This window comes from Enterocloster sp. (genome assembly GCF_057861365.1).
Genome location: NZ_DBMACH010000012.1, coordinates 57,080 through 75,876, shown reverse-complemented (window position 1 = coordinate 75,876; position 18,797 = coordinate 57,080). Strand labels below are relative to the sequence as shown.

Here is an 18,797-nt window from a genome sequence, read left to right as displayed (position 1 = left end):
CTTTTTGTTTAATATATTAGAGTTTTGTCAAAAATGCAATATAAATTTCAATAAAATAAAAACGAAATTTATTTACTCAATTTTTACCTTTTCATGGTAGGAGTCTTTACATTTTACCTGTTATAATAGCCTCATCAAATGACAGGAAGTAATCGGAATGGCTAACATTTATCTTAGTTCCACTCTCCTGTGGAACGGCTCTATGGAAGAAATTTTTGATATGGTTTTTCAATCTGGTTTAGATGGGATTGAATTGTGGAGTCAACAATTTTTCTATCGGAAGTTTGACATCGATGAATTTGAAAAGCTGGCTGCTCTGTATCCTTTAAAGAACTGCATTCACAGCCAGAGCTGGGATTTAAATATTTCATCTGTGAATGATGGCATCAGGAAACAGTCCGTTACTGAGGTGAAAAAATCGGTTGAACTTGCTTATCAGCTGGGACTGGATGAAGTCACAGTTCATCCAGGACATTGTACTATTTCAGGAATAGGGGTATCTTACGGAGCTTATCTTAAGGAATCATTGAGGGAAATTCTGGAATATGCGCAGAAATGGAAGATAGACGTGTCGTTGGAGATTATGGAGAAAATACCCAGAGAATTTGTTACCACTATGGATGCAATGAAGGAGGTATGCGGCGATATGTTTGACCAGTTTGTTTATACCCTGGATGTAGCTCACTGTGACAGTGAAGAAGAGATTTTAAGTATTCTTCAGAATTATCGTCCTCAGATTTCCAAAATTCATATCAGTAATCGCAAAGGTTTCAGATTTCATACACCTCTTAATGAGGGGGATTATGATATGAAAAAGCTTCTTCCTAAGCTGGCGCATTATAACCTTCCTATGGTTATAGAAGGTTTGGACAGCAGTGGGGACTTTTCTATAGCAAAACAGAATATTCAGTTTATACAACACATCTTTAATGGAGGTAAGTTAGAATGAAAAAGAGATTTGCAGCAGTATTAACAGCAGGACTGGCAGTATCTTCACTGGTGGGATGCCAGAATAATTATTCGGAAACTACCGCGTCAGCTTCGGAGCAGATTGCGGATAACTCATCGGAAGCTGTTTTAGAAGAAACTTCAAAAAAAGTATCAGAAGACTTATCCGGTTCTATTACTCTTTATACTTCACAGCCGGAGGAAGACATTCAGGTCATGATTGACGGATTCAATAAAAAATGGCCTGATATTCAGGTGGATGTGTTCCGTTCTGGTACTGAGGAAGTAGTCAGCAAGGTGTTGGCGGAGAAGGAGGCAGGGGATGTTTTGGCAGATGTTCTTTTGGTGGCGGACAATGTTACTTTTGAGACACTAAAGGAGCAGGATCTTCTGAGCGCTTACGAGTCTCCTGAACTGGAGGGTATTCCGGAAATTTATATTGACAAGGATCACATGTATGTGGGAACAAAGGTAATTACTACTGGAATTGTCTACAATACTGAGTTAACCGAAAATATTCCTGCAGGCTTTAAAGATCTGACAAATGAGGCTTACAAGGATGACCTGATCATGCCAAGCCCCCTCTATTCCGGAGCTGCTGCCTACAACCTGGGGGTTCTTACCAGAACCGAAGGACTGGGATGGGATTATTATCAGACATTAAAGGATAATGGAGTCGTTGTGGGAAAAGGAAATGGATCCGTTCAGAACGCAGTGGTTGCAGGAGAACAGGCCTGTGGACTTTTAGCAGACTATATGGCCATCCGTTCAAAGAATGACGGGGCTCCCGTAGAATTCGTATACCCGGCTGAAGGCTCTCCTGCCGTTACCGAACCGATTGGAATTGTAAAGGGAACGGATAGTGAGGATCTGGCCAAAGCATTTGTGGATTTTGTACTCTCCGAGGAGGGTCAGGCTCTGACCGCTGAGATTGGCTATACTCCCATAAAGAGCGGAGTTGAAGTTCCTGAAGGATTTAAGCGTATCGATGAGATCGCACCTCTTACCTGGGATACGAAGGAACTGTATCAGAACCGTGAAGCAGATAAAGAACAGTTCAGCCAGATGTTTCAGTAAATAACAGGAGATCTATATGGAAACGATACGTAAAACAGGGGCGTCCATTGCCAGGATAGCCGTCTATCTGCTGGCAGCCCTGGTGTTTCTTCTTCCTTTGATCCGTCTCCTGCTCATGGGAGTTACCGTGGAGAATGGATATGGACTGGATAATTTTGCCGGACTTTTATCTCAGGAGCGTACCAGAAAAGCTATTGTTAATACAATTATTATTGCTGTGAGTTCCACCGCTCTGGCCGATGGCTGTGGCAGCGGACTGGCATTTCTCACCGCCTATTGTAATATAAAACGTAAGGGCGTTATTGAATTCCTGGTTTTGCTTCCTTTTATTATTCCATCGTACATCATTACCCTTTCCTGGAGCAGCTTTTTCAGCTCCAGAGGGGCGTTCAATGGATTTTTGACTTCTATCGGACTTCCGGGTGTGGATATTTACACCATGGGAGGAATCATTCTGGTACTGGGATTCTGTAATATTCCTATTGTGTATGTTAATGTTGTTCATATGCTGAGAAAAATTCCCAGAGATATGGAATGGGCAGCCAGAGCCTGCGGTTATTCCCAGAGACAGGCTATACTGAAAATTAATCTGGTATCCGCTGCTCCGGCAATTGCGGCAGGAAGCGTACTGGCTTTTTTATCTGCCATTGATAATTTTTCTGTACCTGCTTTTCTGGGAATTTCTTCTGGAATTCCGGTTTTAAGTACCTATATTTACGAAAATGCCATTGGATTTGGTCCAAATGCGTTTCCGCTGGCAGCGGCTCTGTCCATGATCCTGTCGGTTATCGCCGCAGCAGGTACTATGCTGGAGGGATTTTTTGTAAAACGCGGTGCATCCATGGACAGCATTAAAGAAGACTATTCGGTGCGGATACATTTAAAAAATCCACTGCGTTTATGTTTAGAATGGGGAACGCTGGTGCTTCTTTTGATTTTGAACATTATTCCCATGGCTGCCATGACAGCATCTTCTTTTTTGAAAGCTTATGGACTGGATTTTGTTCCTGAAAATCTGACTTTAAAAAATTTTGCCTTTGTGTTTCATAACAGAGGAGTGATGTCCGCGATTCATACCAGCCTGACTTTGGCAGTGGTAACTACGCTTGTATGTATTGTGGCAGGTACGGCTATCGCTTATGGGAAACTCAGAAAAAAAAGCCGGGCGGCAGCTTTACTGGAAAAATGTGCTTCTCTGACGTATGCTATTCCCGGCATTGTTCTTGCTTTGTCTATGATTTTTCACTGGGTTGAACCTATTCCGGGGGTATATCCTGGAATTTATGGCACCATTAATATTCTGGTGGTTGCTTATATTACCCGCTATCTGGTTCTGCAGATCAAGGGAAGTACCATCGCCCTTCTTTCTGTAGAACCTGCCATAGAGGAGGCCTGCGCTGCTTCAGGAAGAGGATTTTGGATCAAATGGATAAAGATTCTTATTCCGCTTGTTGCCGGTCCGATCCTGTCCGGTGCGTTTATGATTTTTGTTCCGGCTTTCACAGAGCTGACTTTGTCATCCATGCTGGCTTCTGCAGGAACTAAAACGATCGGTCTGACTATTTTTAACTATCAGCAGGGCGGCGACTATAATCTTGCGGCAGCTATGTCCGTTCTGATTACAATTTTGGTGGTAGCAGGATACTGTCTGCTTAACCGCGATCATTTAACATCTGTTAAACAGGAGGAAAACGGTTATGAGCCTACATATACAGCAGGTTACAAAAACATTCAGCAAAACCCAGGCCCTCAAGGAAATTAATCTGGATATCAGAGATTCGGAATTTGTTGCTATTTTGGGTCCATCTGGCTGTGGAAAAACTACCCTTCTTCGTATTGTTGGAGGCTTTATAGAGCCTACAAGCGGTATTGTACGCCTTAACGATCAAATCTATTCTGGACAGGGACACATGGTTCCTGTAGAAAAAAGGGATTTGGGAATGGTATTTCAATCGTTTGCTCTGTGGCCGCATATGACGGTACGTCAGCATATAGAATTTCCATTAAAAAGCCCGCGTCATTCAGGCATGAGTTCAGAGGAAAAGAAAGCCGCAATAGAACAGGCTGTCAGCTGTACTGGACTGAAACCCTACGAAAACCGTCTCCCTGGGGAACTTTCCGGAGGTCAGCGTCAAAGGGTTGCCCTGGCACGGGCCATTGTGGGGAAACCTTCAATCCTTCTGATGGATGAACCACTGAGCGCCTTAGATGCAGAACTTAAAATTGATATGCGTCGGGAAATTCAGAATATCCATAAGCTTACGGGAGCTACAATTCTGTATGTGACCCATGACCAGAGCGAGGCGTTGGCTATGGCAGACAGGATCATTATCATGAAGGATGGAGCGGTGGAGCAAATCGGCACGCCAAGGGAGATTTACAGGGATCCGCAAACAGTTTTTGCCGCTACTTTTGTCAGTCGCTGTAATCTGTTAAAAGGTTCATGGTGTGGAGATTCCTTCCATGTTAAGGATGAAAATATTTTGCTGCGAAATCCTATGATTCCGATGGAATTTCGTAATAAGGGACTTTATCCGATTCGCCCGGAACAGCTGACTATTCAGCCGGAAGGAAATGGAATTCAGGGAATCATTGTCAATAAGCAGTATAACGGAAGAGAAATTCATTATTCTGTTCAGCATCGGGATGAAGTCCTCACCATATATGCAGGCTGTCAGGCGGAATATAATCCCGGAGATCACATATCATTCACATTAAGCGCATAGACGAGGAACTTGAAATGAATATTTATTTTGATATGCACACGCATACTGTGGCCAGCGGGCACGCCTTCAGCACCTTTAAGGAAAATGTAGAGGAGGCGGCAGGTAAAGGGCTTTTCGCTCTTGGAATGTCCGATCATGCGCCCGCCATGCCTGGCTCGGCTCCTTCTATTTATTTTAGCAATTTTAAATGCTTTCGTCAGGAAGTAATGGGAGTACGGATTTTTACCGGTGTAGAAGCTAATATTATGGATTTTAATGGAAATCTGGATCTGGACGAGACGGTTCTCAGGAAGATGGACTATGTAATTGCCAGTCTCCACATACCCTGTATCAAGCCTGGAACTCCAAAAGAGAACACGGACGCTTTAATTGGAGCAATGAAGAATCCGTATGTTAAAATAATCGGTCATCCTGATGACGACAGATATCCACTGGAATATGACCGTCTGATTCCGGCAGCATTGGAACATAAGGTAGCTTTGGAAGTCAATAATTCCTCTTTCAATCCGCGGTCTGGACGGCAAAATGCGTATAAAAACGTAATGAAATGGCTTTCTATTGCCAAAGAATACCGTCTTCCTGTTATATTGGGAAGCGATGCCCACATTTACTATGATGTAGGGGATTTGACAGAAGCGGTTAAAATGCTGGAAGCGGCAGGATATCCTCAGGAACTGGTGTTGAATTCCAGTAAAGACGGGATTTACTATATATTAAATGAAGGGCGGTAGAGCCCTTCATTTTTCATGCATCTTAAGCGGCATCAGCAGATGCTCCATCATAAGCTGGTATGCTCTGGAACCGTCTCCGTTCCGAAGAGCGTGCAGATAATTTCGGTGTTCTTCCATCGTTCCCTGAATACGGCCTTCCACAGCCAGGGCATCCTGAGACGTGAGCCGGATCAGATAGAGAAGGCGCTGGAAAATCTGATTGAACTCATCGTTTTCCATATATCCCACCAGCAGAAGATGAAACTGGTGATCAGAATCAATAAAGTGTTCCAGCTGAACTCCGTTTTCCAGGGACTCTTCCATATCAGAAAGAGTCTGTTCCAGACTGTGCAGCAGCTGTCGTCCCTTTTCTGTATCAATTTGTGAAGCGACCATATTGGTGCAGAAGCCTTCAATGGCACAGCGAATCTCAATACTGTCCTTCATGTCCTTATCGTTGAGCTGTCGGATCATAAAACCTTTGCTGGGAATAACTGTAATATATCCATCCTGGCTCAGGCACTGGAGCGCTTCTCTGACAGGCGTACGGGATATGCCGATCTGTGCAGAGAGCTTGGTTTCGGAGTAAAGGCGGTTTGGTTCCATTTCGCCTGATAAAATGCTGCTTTTTATAGTATCATATGCCTGCTGCTGCAGGAAGCTTTTCTCTTTCATAATAAAAATTCACCTGACTCAAAATCATTTTATAGGCTAATCTTAAGTCAAAGACAGATTGATGTCAAGGAGATCCCATGTTACCGCAGGAGCAGGAAGATGAATAAGAAAATATGCATAAAACATCTGTATAAATGTTGTATATTTTGACATAATATCTAATCTCGACATCCTATTTATTTACCGGTATACTGGTATACAGAAGGGTGGAAGAGTGGAAATGCCAGTCTGCCTGTAGAAACAGAGGTACTGTTTAACAGTGATCTAAATTAAAGGAGGAAAATAAAATGTGTGTTTATGAAATGGGAAATTTAAGAGTGATTGATCTGTCCAAGATTCTGGACTCGGCTACTGAGACAAGAAGATGCCATCTTTTCCGTTTTAATACAGGAGGCCCGATTCCGGATTTCCATACCCATATGGATCTGATGAGCCATCTGGGAACGCACTGCGAGTGTCCTTATCATCATGATGATAACTGGCCGTCTGCTGCTGATCTGCCGTTGACTACATTCCTGGGCAGAGCAGTATATGTTGATTTTAAGGATACTGTGGCAAAGAGAGGCCATATTACAGCAGCTGATTTAGATCGTGAAGCAGGTAAGGTAAAAGAAGGAGATATCGTGATCATCGATTCTTCTTATAAGCTGGCTCCATTTACTCCGGATACCAATACTGACAAGGATGAGCGTCTCTTAGTGGGTGCAGAAAGTGCACAGTGGTTTAAGGATCATAAGGTAAAGGCTGTAGGCTTCGGTGATGGCGTTTCTATTGAAAACTGTAACGAGGATGTAAAGCCGTTCCACGATATCCTTATGGCTGAGAATATCGTATTTTTGGAAGTATTAAAGAATCTGGAGCAGTTAAAGAAGGATGTATTCTTCATGAGCTATTCTCCACTTCCGATCAAGGGACTGGATTCCAGCCCTGTACGTGCATATGCAATTGAGGGACTGGCTGAGTTTTCATAAGTAAAGGAAGAAATACAGTGCTGTCTGTGAAAACAGACATAAGAATGGAGATATTATGAGAATTGCCGTAATTGGTGCGGGAGCTATGGGATCTATTTATGGAGGCCATCTTTCGCAGCATAATGAAGTTATTTTGGTAGATACCAATCAGCAGGTAGTAGAGCAGATTAATAAAAATGGTCTTCTGGTTGATGAAAACGGAACTTCTGTCTCCTATCAGCCCAAGGCTCTTTGTGATACATCAGAAGAAAAGCCTGTTGATCTGGTGATCCTCTTTGTAAAGGCATTATTTTCCAGAGCAGCTCTGGAAAACAATTCGGCTCTTATCGGTCCGGATACCCGCCTGATGACCCTTCAGAATGGAGCTGGTCACGAGGATCTGCTGAAAGAGTTTGTAAGTGAAGACCGGGTGATTATTGGAACGACAGAGGATAACGGTGCTGTTTTAGGTCTGGGTCATGTGCGCAGAGGCGGAACAGGTGTTACCAATGTGGGAATGCTGACAGAGGATCGGGATGGATTTTTGACCCGTCTGAAAGAAAATTTTGACAGCTGCGGCTTTGAGGTTCGGATTCATGAAAATATTCAGTATCTGATCTGGGATAAGCTGTTTACCAATGTGTCTTTGAGTGCTCTGACAGGTGTTCTTCAGGTAGATATGGGGTATATTGCGGCAGATGAATTTGCATGGAAGCTCTGCTGCCAGCTGATTCATGAAACAATTCTTACGGCTGCGGCAGCAGGTCTTGAATTTGATGAAGAAGCTGTAAGGGAAAAGGTAAGAAAAACTTCATTAAATAATCCCCAGGGATGTACGTCTATCCGGGCAGATTTAAGAGATGGAAGACGAACTGAGGTAGATACCATCAGTGGTTCTGTTGTACGGGCTGCTGCTAAATATGGAGTGGACGTGCCGGGACATACCTTTGTAGTAAATCTGGTTCATGCAATGGAAGGCAGAAAGTAATTTGGGGCTGTGTATACAGTCAGGGGGGGCAGGCAGCTGCATTTGCAGCTGCCTGCCCCCCTGGATTCTGAATTAAAAGAAGATGAATCTTTTAGATGAAACAGGAGGGCTGTGCATGCCATCAAGAAGATAGTGGTATATCTGATTCATGGTATCAGAGCTTACCCGTTCCGGTGTATCCCGATATCCGCCGTGCATGGTAGAGATTACCTCCATTTGTCCGAGGATCATCTCAAATTCCGGAGGACGGCCTAAAAGGCCCTCTCCATAAGAGGCCAGAGCTTTTAAATACTGTATATCCCACAGGGGAACAGCGGCCAGACTCAATACGGGAAGATGAAGTCCTCTGAAAGAGCTGTCATCGCTTTTGGGGAGGTATTTTAAAAGCTGTCCTCTGTAGGATTCAAGAAGCTTTTTCTGACAGAAGGGGCGCATAACCGGCTTTTTTTCATGTCCCTTTCCACAGATGGCAATGGTATCTCCATAGCCGCATACATCCAGATTGATGACACCTGTCAGGGAAGTACGGTCCAGGGAAGAAACGTAAAATTTGCTGCCCATATTACCTGCTTCTTCGCCATCAAAAAAGGCAAAACGGGCCGGAATATGCTCTTTTTTCAGAGTCTGTGCCAGCTGGATCAGGATACAGACTGCTGCAGCATTGTCATTAGCTCCAAATGTTCCGGGTACAGCATCGTAGTGAGCACAGAAGAGGAGAGAGGGCTCAGGACTCCAGGGAGTTAAAAGGTAGTTACGTATTCCGCGAGGGTTCTGAATGGACGGTTCCTGTTCCTGAAGGCTAAACTCCAGCCCCTCCTGGATGAGAACATCAAGAAGGGCTTTTTGCCGGTTTTCAGGATCTTTCTGTGCCAGGTGTTTTAAGTGTCGGTCGATGGTCATGAAATAGTCTCCTTGCTGTTATACGCAGGCTTCCACAGGAACCTTTATAACGATTTTACGGATAGGAGCGCTGGCTGTTCCGGTCTGGATTGCAGGAATGTGTACATCCCATGGGAAGTATACAGCGTAGGTACCTATATCTAAAGAGATACGGCCTTCTGGTACAGCAGGGTTATTGTGATAGAAGAGGATATCACGAGGGGTATCCAGCAAATCTTCATCTATCTGGCTTGTACCGTTATCCCAGTAAAATCCGGCTTCTTCCGGTCCGCCGGAGGCAAGGAACTGTACGTCTATATTTTTGCGGTGAATTTCCGGACGAAGTGTTTCTCTTGGAGCGGTAGTCAGATCCAGAACCTGTAAAATAACAGGGACACCTTCAAAATCCAGATCAAATCTTCCTGGTTCGTGATTGGCCAGGTCGTTATCCTTTAAAATGCGGATTGCGTTCTGCAGTGGTCTGGGAAGGATTGCCAGTTCCTGTTCAAAGTGTTTGCTGTTGATGTTTCCGTAGATCATAATGATACCTCCTAATGGTAAATGTTTTTGATGGATATTGAAAGGCAGTAAGTCGTGTGCAGAATTACTGCATAGCAGTCAGACCTCCGTCTACGCAGAGAATCTGTCCAGTTACAAAAGAGGCGGCGTCGCTGCACAGATAAAGGGCAGCAGAAGCAATATCCTGCTCTTTGCCGATTCTTCCAAGGGGAATACGTTCGGTTAATGTTTTGTAAAATACCGGATCATCCAGCTGGAATGCATTAATGGGAGTGTATACAAAAGTGGGAGCAATGGCGTTGCAGGTGATGCCGTATTTTCCCCATTCACAGGCCAGCTGGCGGGTATACATATTGACAGCGCCTTTACTTGTACAGTAGGCAATGTAGTCCTGCTTTGTTCCGATCAAGCTTTTTACAGAGGAAAGATTCAGAATCCGTCCCTGTTTTTGAGGGATCATAAACCGTTTTCCTACTTCACGGGTAATCCGGTGGAGAGAGGCGATGTTTATATCCATAACCGTCTGGAAGGTCTGGTCGTCATATTCCTCAGCAGGGATCAGACGGTTGATTCCGGCACTGTTTACAAGGATATCTACAGTGCCGAAGGTGTGTTCTATGGAGTTGAGCATCTGGTTTGTGCTTTCTGCATCAGTCAGATCGCAGGAGAGGGATAAAAATGGACGATCCAGGCTTTTAGCCAGTTCTTCTATGGGAGCCGCTTTTTCCGGACGGGTACCGCAGACAGCGACCTGAGCGCCCTGCTGAAGAAATGCTCTGGCAATCGCACTTCCCAAACCGCCGGTTCCTCCGGTGATCAGTGCTGTTTTTCCTTTGAGAGAAAATATTTCATTGTAGTCAGTCATAATGTAATACCGCCTTTCTTTTAAGAGAATACGTCTGTGTCCTGTGAGGAAGTGTCCGTGGCTGCCGGCAGCATGGGCTCTGTAAAGTATTGAGGGTTATGGGCCCTGAGAGGAGCTGTAAGCATCCGGATTCTGGAGAAATGGTGGTCGTAGATCAGACCGGCACGGTCATAATTACGGTTAATAAGGGCATCTGTCAGATTAGTCAGTTCCTGCATAAATCCATCCAGTACGTTGGGATTGCTTACAGCCAGGGAAAGCAGGCGGCTTAAATCTGTGTCAGTTTTCTGGAGAGAAGCCCATATCAGATCCATATTTCCGGCCAGTGTATAAAGCTGATGATAGTATTCTGACAGAAGATGGACTGTCTTAGATGAATTTCCAAGAAGCATATGGCTGCCCATCTGCTGGATGGGACAGTATAAAAGCTCCAGTTCAGATTTGGGAACCCTTCTTATATAAATGGAATGGATCATGGCACTACCCAGCTTTTGGTGGACCCATACAGCATCATCAATGCGTTTTTGATCGATTTTAGAAACAAATGCCCCTCGCTTGGGAATAACGTCCACCAGATTTTCTCTGGATAATTTGAAAAATGAATCATGGATCGGAGTCCGGCTCATATTCAGAGATGAGGCAAGATCCGCTTCATTCATTTTCTGACCGGGAAGAAGAAGAAGCTCCAGGATAAATTTTCGTATAATGCGGTAGGCATACTGCCGTGCATCCTCAGAAGGTCTGCGGACAGGCAGGGTGTCATTTTGAAATAAAGCTAGTGTCATAGGGATACCGTTCTTTCTTTGATGATAAGTTGGTTGACAACTTGTATGCAATTTTAGATTTAGTAAAGTTCTGGTTTTATTTTATACATGGCAACAAAAGAGCGCCTGATTTGACGGGCTGTTTTTTTGAAACTGATATGCAATCATAAGTAAGACTTGTATGCAATCTGGGGCTTGTATGCAAAATGATTAAACAGGACAAAGGAGGACGGGGTCGGATGATTAAGGCAGAAGAGCTTCTGGATAAGATCAGATCTCAGAACGAGGTTTACAATGCTCTGAAATATCAGATCCTTACCTTAAAGGCAGAGCCGGGAGAGATGCTCAGTGAGAACATCATATCTGCTCAGATGAATGCCGGGAGGTCGGCAGTGAGGGATGCTCTTGCCCAGTTGACAGAGGAAGGCTATGTTGTTGTTTATCCCCAGAAGGGAACGGCTGTTTCTATGATTGATCCGGAACGGATCAAACAGTCTGTGTATACTCACAGAGTACTCGAACAGTCCATGATTGAGGAGATATGCAGAAGCGATATCTCAGAAGAACAGCTGAAGCTTCTTGAGGATGTACTGGATGAACAAAGTATAAAAAAGGAAGAGATCGCTGATCTTTTGATTCTGGAACAGCAGTTAAGCTATGCGCTTTCGGTTCTCTGCGATAAGAAGCACATTTGGGAAATGTTCCGGATTATGGATTGTGACATGCTGAGAGCGAATTATCTGTATTACAGTACATATGGTTTTCAGGCGGAGCGGTATTATGGTCCCTCTGGCTGGGAGCATATGCAGATAGAAGGAAGGATGCTTCTGGACCATCTGAAAAGGAAGGATACGGAAGCGGCAGCTTTGATCTGTTCCAGCCATTTTGACAGAATTCTTCTTAATACGAATTCCATTCAGGGATTTTATCCACAGTTCTTTTCCGGCTGACAAAAATGGCTGACAGCAAAAAACTGTCAGGACGTTTTGACGCCGGTTAGAAAATATACTAATTTATCATGAAGGGAGATGAAATGGGGATATCATTGTTGAGAGAGATGCAATGTGTATGACGTAGGGAAAAAAGAAATGGAGGAAATACCATGGAATATATCATCGGTATAATTTTATTGTTTACGTTTTTTGGCCTGGCATATTACTGTATTAAAGGCCACAACCTGATGATCGGATTCTTGATCATCACACTTATCTGGACAATCCTTCCTCTGGGAGGCACATTATTTGCAAGCCAGGCATTCCTGGAGTCCAATCCGGTTCTTCAGTTTGAAGGTGCAAAGGGACTGGTTGGTATCCTGAACAAGATTTACCAGAGCGCTCCGGAAGGCTGGGGAACTACACTGGTAAACGTATGCTGGGGTGCATGGTTTGGTCGTGTTCTGATGGAGACCGGAATTGCGTCTACCCTGATTCGTAAGACTGTTGAATTAGGCGGAGACAAGCCTCTGGTTACTATCACTCTGCTGAATATTGTTACAGCTGTTATCTTTACGGCTATGACAGGAGCTGGCCCTGTTATCGCAATCGGCGTTATCGTTCTTCCTATTCTTATGTCTTTAGGAGTTCCGAAAGCAATTGCCATGTTCAGCTTTATGGGTTCTGTTGCAGCAGGTATTTATTTAAATCCTGTTAACTTTGCACAGTACCGCGCTTTTTTTATCCAGCCGGATCAGATGCCTGACTTTACTCTGGGATGGTATGTAAGCCACTGGGGGCTTGCAGCTCTGCTGATCATGCTTGTTGCTACAACTGTTCTTTCCGCAGTTTACCTTAAATCCTCAAAGACCAGCCACGCATGGGCTGCCCAGACAAGAGGCACTGCAGATCAGAAGAACGCTCCGTTCTATACTCTGATCCTTCCGATTGTTCCTGTTATCTTAAAGATCTGGCTTGATTTTTCCGTTATCGGCGGCTTCGTAATTGCCGGTTTTGCAGCTCTGTTCCTGTGCGGAAAGATGAAGGGTACATTTAAGGAGAATTGCCAGCTGGTAAATAAGCTGTATTATGACGGCGTTGTAGACACCGCTCCATTGGTAGGCTTCCTTCTTACACTGCCGATGTTCAACACAGTAGCATCCTATGCATCTCCTTATTTTAAGGTCGTTCTTGGCGGAATCATGCCCAGAAGCGAGCTTGTTGTATGTATTGCATTTGCAGCCCTGCTGTTTATGGGACTGTTCCGTGGCCCTATGACTCTGGTAGGCTGCGGTGCCGCTACATTAGGCGTTCTTTCCAATGTGGCTTCCTTCTCAGTTCCATTCTTATATGCAGTATTTGCAATTCCTACAATCACGGTTAACATCGGATGCTGTATTACACAGTCCTGGGTTGCATGGGGATTGGCTTACACCAAGGTTGATTCTAAGGACTTCTTGAAATTATCAATTCCAAATGCATATTTGACAGGTGTCCTTCAGTATGCGGCAGCATTTATCATGCTTGCCGGACTTGGCGCTGAATGGTTCATCTAATCTTGCAATAAAATCTCTCAAACAATGTATATCTTTATTCTGCGGGCGCTCTGGATGCGCCCGCAGCCCCTTTAGTATGTTTCTGAAAATTTAATGGAATAATCAAATTGAAAGGATATGGGAAGTATGGCAGAACGTAAGCACAGAGCTGTCCGCATGGGTATTGACGTAGGTGGAACCTACACAAAATGCGTAGCAATGGACAATGAAACTCACGAAATTATTGGAAAAAATGAAGTAAAGACAACCCACGATGACAAGAACGGCGTTGCTGCCGGTGTTGTTCAGAGTTTTCAGAATTGTATGCGGGAAAATGACATTGCACCGGAGGATGTGGTGTTCGTAGCCCATTCTACTACTCAGGCTACCAATGCCTTTATTGAGGGCGACGTGGCAAATGTAGGTGTAGTTGGCGTAGCGGGAGGCGGTCTGGAAGGATTTCTTGCAAAGCGCCAGCTGGCTTTGAAGGATATTGTATTGGATGAAAAAGTTGGCAGAATGATCAAGGTATTTAATACCTTCATTAAGAAAAAGATGCTGACGGAGGAAGTGATCAATAAAAATATTGATGACTTGATCAGCCAGGGCGCACAGGTAATTGTTGCTTCTATGGCCTTTGGCGTAGACAGCATGGATGAGGAAATGATGATCCATGACTGTGCAGAAAAGAAAAATGTGCCGGTTAGTATGGCTTCTGATATTACAAAACTGTATGGACTTACAAGACGTACCCGTACAGCTGCAATTAACGCGTCCATCCTTCCTAAGATGATGGCAACTGCAAACGCAACAGAGTCTTCTGTAAGAGAAGCAGGCGTTCAGGTTCCACTGATGATCATGAGAGGCGACGGCGGTGTTATGGAGATTAACGAGATGCGTAAGCGTCCGATTTTAACTGCATTATCCGGCCCCGCCGCATCTGTTATGGGATCTCTGATGTACTTAAGAGCATCCAATGCCATTTACTTTGAGGTAGGTGGAACAACAACCAATATCGGTGTAATCAAGAATGGCCGTCCCGGTGTAGACTATGCCCAGATCGGAGGCCATGATACATATATCAGTTCTTTGGATGTCCGCATTCTTGGATGTGCCGGCGGTTCTATGGTTCGTATCAATGACAAGGAAGTAGTAGACGTAGGTCCTCGTTCTGCTCATATCGCAGGCTGCGAATACGCATGTTTTACTCCTGAAGAGGAGATTGTTGATCCGCAGATCGAGATGGTAAGACCGAAACCAAGCGATCCTGCTGATTACGTTACAATCCGTTTAAAGAACGGAAAGCGTATCTGCTTTACCAATACCTGTGCAGCCAATGTTCTGGGATTGATCGATAAGAAGTATTTTGCTTATGGAAATGCCAATGCAGCCCGCAAAGCAATGCAGCCTGTAGCAGATAAGCTTGGAATCACTGTAGAGCAGCTTGCAACACAGATTCTGGATAAGGATTATGAGAAGGTAAATGCCTGCATCAACGCTCTGGCTGAGAAGTATCAGCTGGATCATGACAGCATGAAGCTGGTAGGCTGCGGAGGCGGAGCAGCGTCTCTTGTACCTTACTGTGCAGGAAAGATGGGACTGCAGTACAGCATTCCGGAGAATGCTGAGGTTATTTCCTCTATCGGCGTTGCGCTTTCCATGGTCCGTGACGTAGTAGAGCGAGTGATCCCCAATCCGACTCAGGATGATATCCGCGAGATTAAGAAAGAGGCGGCTGATGCAGCGGTAAGCTCCGGCGCATCACCTGATACGGTAGAGGTTCATATTGAAATCGACAGTCAGACCGGTAAGGTAACAGCAATCGCAACAGGATCTACAGAAGTAAAGACAACGGATCTTCTGAAAGAGTGTGATGAGGCAGAGGCTCTGGAACTGGCTACACAGGATTTTGGATCAAAGGTAAGCCAGATTCACCTGGCAGAGAAGACGGACAAGTTCTATGTATACCAGGGAGAGAGAGGGAAAGAATCCTCTGCGTATTGTTGATAAGAAGGGCTTTATCAAGGTTCAGTGCTCCAACGGTATGGTTGTAAAATGTCCGGTCCGCGATTACAAAGAAGTAGTGGAAACAATCTGGAAAGAGGCTGCCGTATTTAAGACAGACTCCATTCTTCGTCCTGATTTCTTTGTATGCGTAGGTCCAAGAGTAGGCGATTACAGCGCAATTGATCTGGAGCAGATCTTCCTGCTGATGGATCTGGATCTGGGAGACAGAGAGCCTGATGAGGAGATTATTATTGTAGGTTCAGTTACGGAGATATAAGCAGTTATGGACAGAAATAAGGTTCAGGAAGCTTTAAAGCCCATTACAGACGGACTTTTTGGAAAGCAGAGACCGGTAAGATACGAACGTCCTCATTTTAAGGTACGTCCTCTGGTCCGTATGCTTCAGGATCTGACATCCATTCCGATAGAGGATATGTATGCGTATGCTTTTTCCAGAGAGCCGCTGAATGGAAAGTTTGATGACGGGCAGCGAAAAAGCTGGATGAAGCAGGCTGTTTGCTGCGGCAGAGAATATGCTGAGAAGATTTGCTGCCTTTACGGTGTCCGAAGTCCTGAGGAATTATCGGAAGCCATGGGGCTGAAGGTTGAATATCCTACATTCCCGGAAAATGCAGATAGAGTTCTGTTTGCAGAATTCCGGGAACCGGGCAATATAAAGATTTACATGGATGCTGTGAAGAAGGCACACAAATTTACAGAGCGTCCTGAAGTGAAAGAGGTTTTAACTGAACAGCTGGATATCAAAGGCCTTTTGCTGGCTCATGAGCTGTTTCATTTTGTAGAAGAAAAATATAAAGATGAGATTTTTACAAAACAGGAAAAGATCCGGCTCTGGTCATTGGGACCTCTGCATAATGACTCCACGGTGATTGTCTTAAGTGAAATTGCCGCAATGGCCTTTGCCCAGGCCATCACGGGAATTCCATACTCCCCTTATGTGATGGATGTGTTTCTGGTATATGGCTATTCGCCGGAGGAAGCCAGCGGTTTATATGAAGAGATAATGGAATACGCAGGCAAAATTCCCTGCTGTGAAGAAGGGGAGCCTGTATAAAAAATAAAGGAGAAACGATATGAGTATTCGCGTTGCTTATGAGGAAGTAAAGAAAAACGTAAAACAGGCATTCTTAAATCTGGGCCTTACAGAAGAGCAGGCCGAGACCTGTGCTACAATTCATACCCAGTCCAGTGCAGACGGCGTTGAGAGCCATGGACTGAACCGTATTCCCAGATTTGTGGAATATGTTCAGAAGGGATGGATCAATCTGGAAGGAAAGCCTCAGCTTGTAGGAGCCAAAGGTGCTGTGGAGAATTATGATGGTCAGCTGGGCATCGGTATTACAAATGCTCTTTTCTGTGCAGAGCGGGCTGCAGAGCTGGCGAAAGAGCATGGAATTGGCTGTGTTGCTTTAAAAAATACGACTCACTGGATGAGAGGCGGCACCTATGCATGGAAGATGGCTGAGGCAGGCTTTATGGGTATGAGCTGGATCAACACAGAAAGCTGTATGCCATTGTGGGGAAGCGACGAGCCAAGCGTTGGAAACAATCCATTCTGTATGGCAATTCCAAGAGAGGATGGCCCTATTGTGCTTGATATGGCAATGAGCCAGTATGCATATGGAAAGCTGGGCGTATACCGTCTGGCAGGAAAGCAGCTTCCTTATCCGGGCGGCTTTGATAAGGACGGAAATCTGACCAGCGATCCGGGAGCAATTGAGGACAGTAAGAGAATTCTTCCTACCGGATACTGGAAGGGAAGCGGCATGGCTCTTGCACTGGATATGGCTGCTGCTCTTATGGCAAACGGCAAATGCGGAACAGATATGGACAATGAGAATCGTGGAAGCTGCACAGGCTGCTGCCAGATCTTTATTGCATATGATCCTTATCTGTTTGGTTCCAAAGAAGAAATTCAGGCTATGCTGAACAAGCGTGTTGATGCTGCAAACGCAGCTCATCCGGAGCATGAAGGCGGACATGTAAGCTGTCCTGGACAGAGAACGATTTCCACTCGCGAAAAGAGCATGAAGGACGGAGTTTCTGTGGACGAGGCAATCTGGGAGCAGATCTGTGCTCTGGCTGCAGGCAATATGGAAACAAAGGACATTGCAAGTAAGTAAATCCGGGAGGAAATATGGGGGTTCGTGTTCCTTATGACAAATTAAAGCAGGATGTAAAGCAGATTTTCCTGAATCTGGGACTTACAGAAGAAAAGGCTGAGATATGTACAGCTGTTCATATTCAGTCCAGTGCTGATGGGGTAGAAAGCCATGGACTGAATCGAATTCCCAGATTTGTGGAATATGTTCAAAAGGGATGGGTTAACATTAAAGGCGAGCCTCAGCTTGCAGGTGCAAAGGGCGCAGTGGAAAATTATGACGGACAACTGGGGATTGGCATTACCAATGCGCTCTTTTGTGCTGACAGAGCTGTAGAGCTGGCGAAAAAACATGGGATTGGCTGTGTTGCCCTGAAAAACACTACTCATTGGATGAGAGGCGCAACCTATGTATGGAAAATGGCTGAAGCAGGCTTTATGGGTATGAGCTGGATTAATGCGGAAAGCTGTATGCCATTGTGGGGAAGCGATAAGCGCAGTGTGGGAAACAACCCGTTCTGTATGGCGATTCCAAGGGAGGATGGCCCGCTTATCCTTGATATGGCTATGAGTCTGTACGCTTATGGAAAGTTGGGAGTTTATCGTCTGGCGGGAAAGCAGCTTCCCTATCCGGGAGGATTTGATAAGGATGGAAATCTGACCTGCGATCCGGGCGCCATAGAGGAAACCATGCGGGGGCTTCCTATGGGATACTGGAAAGGAAGCGGTATGGCTCTTGCTTTGGATATGGCTGTAGCGCTTATGGCCAATGGAATGAGCGGAACGGATATGGATATACAGGCAAAAGGCAGCTGTACGAACTGCTGCCAGATCTTTATTGCATATGATCCCTATCTGTTTGGCTCCAAAGATGAAATCCAGGATATGCTGAACCGGAGGATTGATGCGGTTAAAAAAGCTCATCCTGAGCGCGAAGGCGGAAGCGTAAGCTATCCGGGAGAGAGGACTTTGGCGGTACGGGAAGAAAGCATGAAGAAGGGGATTCATGTAGACGAGGCAATCTGGAAGCAGCTTTGTTCCCTGGCGTCAGGAGATATGTCTACGACTGATATAGCAAGCAAATAAAAACAGGAGGAATC

The 18,797-nt window shown here is 45.0% G+C and carries 17 protein-coding genes and 1 pseudogene; 13 read left to right on the top strand and 5 right to left on the bottom strand.

What is annotated here, in order from left to right; genetic code table 11:
* The first annotated feature begins 202 nt into the window (after positions 1-202).
* The 5 genes from ACZM6M_RS12860 to ACZM6M_RS12840 are packed head-to-tail and all read left to right on the top strand — an operon-like array spanning position 203 to position 5,482.
* A complete protein-coding gene (locus ACZM6M_RS12860; RefSeq protein WP_489490463.1) occupies positions 203-949 on the top strand; it encodes a sugar phosphate isomerase/epimerase family protein in 747 nt (248 codons plus the stop codon).
* Positions 946-2,025, top strand: a complete 1,080-nt coding sequence (locus ACZM6M_RS12855; protein ID WP_418762504.1) for an ABC transporter substrate-binding protein — start codon at positions 946-948, stop codon at positions 2,023-2,025. The genes ACZM6M_RS12860 and ACZM6M_RS12855 overlap by 4 nt, the downstream gene beginning before the upstream one ends.
* 16 nt (positions 2,026-2,041) lie before the next feature.
* Positions 2,042-3,787 (top strand): ABC transporter permease, encoded by a 1,746-nt coding sequence (locus ACZM6M_RS12850; protein WP_489490462.1) that lies wholly within the window; start codon positions 2,042-2,044, stop codon positions 3,785-3,787.
* A complete protein-coding gene (locus ACZM6M_RS12845) occupies positions 3,723-4,751 on the top strand; it encodes an ABC transporter ATP-binding protein (RefSeq protein WP_066543098.1) in 1,029 nt (342 codons plus the stop codon). Before ACZM6M_RS12850 ends, ACZM6M_RS12845 begins: the two co-directional genes overlap by 65 nt.
* 14 nt (positions 4,752-4,765) lie before the next feature.
* On the top strand, positions 4,766-5,482 hold the full coding sequence (locus tag ACZM6M_RS12840; protein ID WP_066543096.1) for a phosphatase: 717 nt from the start codon (positions 4,766-4,768) through the stop codon (positions 5,480-5,482).
* Between the two features lie 6 nt (positions 5,483-5,488).
* On the opposite strand, the gene ACZM6M_RS12835 is transcribed toward ACZM6M_RS12840, so the two are convergent.
* A complete protein-coding gene (locus ACZM6M_RS12835) occupies positions 5,489-6,136 on the bottom strand; it encodes a GntR family transcriptional regulator (RefSeq protein WP_337434587.1) in 648 nt (215 codons plus the stop codon).
* 287 nt (positions 6,137-6,423) lie between these two features.
* On the opposite strand from ACZM6M_RS12835, the gene ACZM6M_RS12830 reads away from it, so the two are divergent.
* Both ACZM6M_RS12830 and ACZM6M_RS12825 read left to right on the top strand, forming a co-directional pair.
* Complete coding sequence (locus ACZM6M_RS12830; RefSeq protein ID WP_337434586.1) at positions 6,424-7,107, top strand: cyclase family protein; 684 nt, start codon at positions 6,424-6,426, stop codon at positions 7,105-7,107.
* A gap of 55 nt (positions 7,108-7,162) precedes the next feature.
* Positions 7,163-8,074 (top strand): ketopantoate reductase family protein, encoded by a 912-nt coding sequence (locus ACZM6M_RS12825; protein WP_066543090.1) that lies wholly within the window; start codon positions 7,163-7,165, stop codon positions 8,072-8,074.
* Between the two features lie 72 nt (positions 8,075-8,146).
* On the opposite strand, the gene ACZM6M_RS12820 is transcribed toward ACZM6M_RS12825, so the two are convergent.
* The 4 genes from ACZM6M_RS12820 to ACZM6M_RS12805 all read right to left on the bottom strand — a co-directional run bounded on the left by ACZM6M_RS12820 (position 8,147) and on the right by ACZM6M_RS12805 (position 11,122).
* Positions 8,147-8,974, bottom strand: coding sequence for a M28 family peptidase (locus ACZM6M_RS12820; RefSeq protein ID WP_337434585.1), 828 nt, complete (start codon positions 8,972-8,974; stop codon positions 8,147-8,149).
* An 18-nt stretch (positions 8,975-8,992) separates the two neighbouring features.
* On the bottom strand, positions 8,993-9,493 hold the full coding sequence (locus ACZM6M_RS12815) for a NanQ anomerase/TabA/YiaL family protein (RefSeq protein WP_337434584.1): 501 nt from the start codon (positions 9,491-9,493) through the stop codon (positions 8,993-8,995).
* A gap of 64 nt (positions 9,494-9,557) precedes the next feature.
* Complete coding sequence (locus tag ACZM6M_RS12810; RefSeq protein ID WP_317438433.1) at positions 9,558-10,337, bottom strand: SDR family NAD(P)-dependent oxidoreductase; 780 nt, start codon at positions 10,335-10,337, stop codon at positions 9,558-9,560.
* Positions 10,338-10,357: 20 nt separating this feature from the next.
* Positions 10,358-11,122 carry a GntR family transcriptional regulator gene (locus ACZM6M_RS12805; RefSeq protein WP_337434583.1) on the bottom strand — a complete coding sequence of 255 codons (765 nt, stop codon included), beginning with the start codon at positions 11,120-11,122 and terminating at the stop codon, positions 10,358-10,360.
* Between the two features lie 218 nt (positions 11,123-11,340).
* Between ACZM6M_RS12805 and ACZM6M_RS12800 the strand changes: the two genes are divergently transcribed.
* From ACZM6M_RS12800 to yiaK (ACZM6M_RS12775), 6 genes and pseudogenes are all read left to right on the top strand, one after another.
* Complete coding sequence (locus tag ACZM6M_RS12800; protein ID WP_066543082.1) at positions 11,341-12,051, top strand: GntR family transcriptional regulator; 711 nt, start codon at positions 11,341-11,343, stop codon at positions 12,049-12,051.
* Between the two features lie 152 nt (positions 12,052-12,203).
* Positions 12,204-13,589 (top strand): citrate transporter, encoded by a 1,386-nt coding sequence (locus tag ACZM6M_RS12795; RefSeq protein ID WP_066543080.1) that lies wholly within the window; start codon positions 12,204-12,206, stop codon positions 13,587-13,589.
* 126 nt (positions 13,590-13,715) lie between these two features.
* Positions 13,716-15,852, top strand: a pseudogene (locus ACZM6M_RS12790) (hydantoinase/oxoprolinase family protein).
* 6 nt (positions 15,853-15,858) lie between these two features.
* A complete protein-coding gene (locus ACZM6M_RS12785) occupies positions 15,859-16,650 on the top strand; it encodes a hypothetical protein (protein ID WP_337434582.1) in 792 nt (263 codons plus the stop codon).
* A 19-nt stretch (positions 16,651-16,669) separates the two neighbouring features.
* Entirely contained in the window at positions 16,670-17,719 is a 1,050-nt protein-coding gene (gene yiaK / locus ACZM6M_RS12780; protein ID WP_066543074.1) for a 3-dehydro-L-gulonate 2-dehydrogenase, read from the top strand.
* A 14-nt stretch (positions 17,720-17,733) separates the two neighbouring features.
* Complete coding sequence (gene yiaK, locus ACZM6M_RS12775) at positions 17,734-18,783, top strand: 3-dehydro-L-gulonate 2-dehydrogenase (RefSeq protein ID WP_337434581.1); 1,050 nt, start codon at positions 17,734-17,736, stop codon at positions 18,781-18,783.
* The last annotated feature ends 14 nt before the right edge of the window (positions 18,784-18,797 follow it).